General features: G+C 42.6%; 3 protein-coding genes and 1 pseudogene. 2 read left to right on the forward strand and 2 right to left on the reverse strand.

Going from position 1 to position 4,203, the window contains the following annotated elements:
- Positions 1–134 precede the first annotated feature (134 nt).
- Both C200_RS11765 and C200_RS11770 read right to left on the reverse strand, forming a co-directional pair.
- A pseudogene (locus tag C200_RS11765) lies at positions 135–296 on the reverse strand (IS982 family transposase); the annotation flags it as partial.
- 164 nt (positions 297–460) lie between these two features.
- Positions 461–1,186: a UDP-2,3-diacylglucosamine diphosphatase gene (locus C200_RS11770; RefSeq protein WP_016211806.1), complete on the reverse strand. Its 726-nt coding sequence runs from the start codon at positions 1,184–1,186 to the stop codon at positions 461–463.
- A gap of 42 nt (positions 1,187–1,228) precedes the next feature.
- Between C200_RS11770 and gltX the strand changes: the two genes are divergently transcribed.
- Complete coding sequence (gltX, locus tag C200_RS11775; RefSeq protein WP_016211805.1) at positions 1,229–2,767, forward strand: glutamate--tRNA ligase; 1,539 nt, start codon at positions 1,229–1,231, stop codon at positions 2,765–2,767.
- Positions 2,768–2,773: 6 nt separating this feature from the next.
- Positions 2,774–4,159: a cysteine--tRNA ligase gene (gene cysS / locus C200_RS11780; protein ID WP_016211804.1), complete on the forward strand. Its 1,386-nt coding sequence runs from the start codon at positions 2,774–2,776 to the stop codon at positions 4,157–4,159.
- Positions 4,160–4,203 lie beyond the last annotated feature (44 nt).

The following is a 4,203-nucleotide window of genomic DNA, read 5'->3' on the forward strand; positions in this document are numbered from 1 at the left end:
GTTCGTATAGTATTTTTAGACACTCGTTACGCTTGTTACGCGACCTAACGGCCTTTCGCAACTCCGCTCTGCTAAAAACCCGAACCTACCTCGGCCTACTCACCCCGTGCTTAGCACTCCATGGCTCGCAGCGGATGAAAATAAATCATGATGGTCATTATTTCGCTCGTTGACATGCGGCTTGGTTTATTGCGCTGCTTATCTTGGTGCTCAAGTAATGAGGCTTTCCAGTGAGGCAAGAAAACCTGACAAAAGTCATCGACAATACAAAACAAACCGATTAAGCTGGTATCCATAAGTAGCTCCTTGCAATGGATTTAGACTTTGAGAACCTAAATATTAATTGCAAACGGGCTGCTTTTTCAATAGGACCTTATATCGAACTCACGTTAGGTTAGCTTTGTCTGGTGTTATGGGTTGGATAGGATTGGCTAAGATATGACTCTAATTGTAGCTGACCTTATGTGGGTTGATGGTCACGTAATTGCCATTTCCCACTAGGAAATACACATAAATCAGTAGCCTTATCACGCCAATCGCCAAGAACCCAACGCTGACAGTAGCTATGATTATGCCAGCCGAGGCGGTGCGTGTGTCCATGAATCAGTCGATTGCTTTGGTATTTTTGGCTATAGTGTTTAATTGTTTCTGCATGGATATCAATCGGCTTTGCATAAGTTGCTTGTTTTTGACGGCCTGCCTGGTGAATATTACTGGCGATTTTTAAGCGCCAAGTCAGTGGCAGAGATAAAAAGCAACGTTGTAGCCAGAGTTTTCTCACCCAATAGCGATAACGCTGATAGCTGGTATCTTCTGTACAATATAGATCACCATGGCTTAGCAAAATAGCCTGATCATTGATCGTGATTACGCTTGGATCGGCAAGCAAGGTCATGCCTGCGCTTTGGCACCATGTTGAGCCTAATAAAAAGTCACGATTACCCGGCATAAAATAGATAGTTGTTGTTTGGCTGGCTTGTTGTAGTGCTTGTTGAATCTCTTGGTAAAGCGGCTCAGGGTCATCATCCCCGATCCAAAATTCAAAAAAATCACCCAAAATATAAAGGGTTTGGCTATGTATTGCTGTCTTTGATAAATAGTCTAAGAACAGTGTGATTAATTTGGGCTGCTCGGGACTTAGATGTAAATCAGAAATAAAAAGTGCTTGATAATCTGGTGTTGTCATCGGGTTTAAGCTTGCCTGTAATATGATGGTTGTTAACTCGCTATGAACTATTTGGTTATTTTACGTTATAATGGCTGTTTGGCGATAGCGATCGTTGATTTTGATTTTAGTAAAAAGAATTTGAAGAATAATTTAAGAATACAAGGTGATAGTGGTATCGACATGAAAACACGCTTTGCTCCTAGCCCAACCGGTTTGATGCATTTAGGCAATGTTCGTACAGCGTTATTTAGCGCGTTATTAGCCCACAGTGATCGTGAGGGTTGTTTTGTTTTACGCATAGAAGATACCGATGAAGAACGTTCTGAGTTGCACTATGTGGATGCAGTACAGGAAGACTTACAATGGCTAGGTATGCAGTGGGAAGAGGGGCCTGGCGTGAATGGTGACTATGGACCATATTTTCAATCAGAGCGCCAGGAGATTTATGATCGTTATTATCAGCAATTAATTGATAAAAAATTAGCCTATCCCTGCTTTTGCTCTGAAAAAAAACTGGAAATGGTCAGAAAAGCACAGCGTGCTGCAGGTCAGCCACCACGTTACCCAGGCACCTGTCGTAGTTTAACCGCTGAGGAAGTTGCAGAAAAATTGGCAGAAGGTCAGCAGGCTTCTTTACGCTTTAGTCTGCCACGGGGTGAAACGATTGACTTTATTGATGCAGTAAAAGGGCTACAGCGTTTTAATAGTGATGATATTGGTGATTTTATTATTCGTCGCTCCAATGGCACACCGTCGTTTATGTTTTGTAATGCCATTGATGACTCTTTAATGAAAGTCACTCACGTTCTGCGTGGGGAAGACCACCTCACCAACTCACCACGTCAATTAATGATTTTAAAAGCCCTAGGTTTACCAGAGTTAAGCTATGGCCATATTTCAATGATTACTAGCAAAGAGGGTAATAAACTCTCGAAGCGTGAAGGGAGTTTTAGCATTCGTGATTTGCGCGAAGCTGGTTATTTGCCGGCGGCGGTGGTCAATTATATGGCACGTCTTGGTCATTATTTTGGTGATTTAGGTTTTGTTGATATTGATGAGCTTGCCGAGCACTTTAACATAGAATCACTGTCTAAATCCGCTGCGCGCTATGATGAAGAGCAATTAAAATATTGGCAAAAGGAAGCCGTATTGCACAGTGATGCTGATGTGTTATGGCAGTGGATGGGAGACCAAGTCCACAGCCAGGTACCAGAGGCTGTAAAGTCTCTTTTTATTGATACTGTGCGTCCAAATATTGTCTTTCCAAACGATGCGCTGACACTGGCGAAAATGATTTTTTCTGGAATAATGCTTAATACACTGGAAGCAAATATATTAGAAGTATTCAAAGGTGCGGGCCTGGAATTTTTTAATATTGCAGTTTCTTGTGCAGAAAATAGTGATGGCACTTGGAAAAGCTTAACGGCGGCAATTAAAGAGCAAACGGGTGTAAAAGGTAAACAGTTATTTCAGCCCTTGCGCATTGCGTTAACCGGTCAGTTGCATGGTCCAGAGCTGGGCCCGGTGGTGAATTTATTGGGTAAAGAGCAGTTAATTCATCGCTTGATTAATGCGGTTAATTTTATTGAGGGAGCTTGAGGTATTATGTTGCAGGTCTATAACAGTTTAACGCGAAAAAAAGAAGAATTTAAGACAATTGTTGCAGGCAAAGTTGGCATGTATGTGTGTGGTATGACGGTTTATGATTATTGTCATGTTGGCCATGCTCGGACCTTTTTGGCTTTTGATGTGATTACTCGTTATTTGCGCGCGAAAGGTTATAAGCTTACTTATGTGCGTAATATTACCGATGTGGACGATAAGATTATTAAGCGCGCTAATGAGAATGGTGAGAACGCGATTGCCTTAGCGGATCGTTTTGTTACGGCAATGCAGGAGGATTTTGCTTGCTTGGGCATGTTGGCGCCGGATCAAGAGCCACGGGCTACCCAAACGATTACACAGATGCAGGTGCTAATTAGTGAACTGATTAATAAAGATATGGCTTATGTGGCGGATAATGGTGATGTTTATTATCGCGTAGAAAAATTTGCGGAATATGGCAAATTATCGAATCAGTCAATTGAGGACTTACGCTGTGGTGCTCGGGTTGAGATGGGTGAGATCAAAGAAAATCCGCTGGATTTTGTCCTGTGGAAAGCAGCAAAACCGGATGAGCCGTTTTGGGAGTCTCCCTGGGGGCGGGGACGTCCAGGCTGGCATATTGAGTGTTCGGCGATGTCGCGTGAAGCTTTAGGTCTGAACTTTGACATTCATGGTGGCGGCGGAGATTTAAGCTTTCCACATCATGAAAATGAAATTGCGCAATCTGAAGTGGCTAATAATCAGCCATATGCCAATTATTGGCTACATACGGGCATGTTACAGATCAATAAAGAAAAAATGTCGAAGTCATTGGGCAATTTTTTTACGATTCGTGATGTGCTCAAGGAAATTGATGCCGAAACCTTGCGTTATTTCTTAATTTCATCACATTATCGTAGTGTCTTGAATTATTCTAAAGAAACGGTGATGGGTGCACGCAGTGCATTAACGCGGATATATACAGCATTAAAGGGCATACCAGAGAATAATCCTGCATTGGCTGGCACTAGTTTTGAAGCACGTTTCTATCAGGCTATGGATGATGATTTTAATGTGCCTGAAGCCTTAGCTGTTTTATTTGAGTTAGTACGTGAAATTAATCGTTTGCGAGAAGAGTCACTGGAGAAAGCTGCGCCTTATGCTGGTTTATTAAAACAGCTGGCCGGTGTTTTAGGCATTGCGCAGAGTCAGCCTGAAGCTTTTTTACAGGGTGGGCAATATGGTAGTGAGTTTGATACCACAGAGATTGAAGCGTTGATTGTACAACGCAATCAGGCACGTGATGAGCGTAACTGGCTTGAGGCGGATCGGGTGCGTGATGAATTGCTCGAGCAAGGCATTATTCTTGAAGATAATGCGGCAGGGACTAGTTGGAAGAGAAAATAGTCAAGCACGAAATATCGTAGAAAACAGTCGCTGCGAGCCATGGA

It is taken from the genome of Piscirickettsia salmonis LF-89 = ATCC VR-1361, assembly GCF_000297215.2.
Classification (GTDB): Bacteria; Pseudomonadota; Gammaproteobacteria; order Piscirickettsiales; family Piscirickettsiaceae; genus Piscirickettsia; species Piscirickettsia salmonis.

What these genes read in the sequence shown, in the direction of transcription:
- C200_RS11770 (WP_016211806.1), bottom strand. Translation starts at nt 1,186, where the DNA reads ATGACAACACCAGATTATCAAGCACTTTTTATTTCTGATTTACATCTA.
- gltX (WP_016211805.1), top strand. Translation starts at nt 1,229, where the DNA reads ATGAACTATTTGGTTATTTTACGTTATAATGGCTGTTTGGCGATAGCG.
- cysS (WP_016211804.1), top strand. Translation starts at nt 2,774, where the DNA reads ATGTTGCAGGTCTATAACAGTTTAACGCGAAAAAAAGAAGAATTTAAG.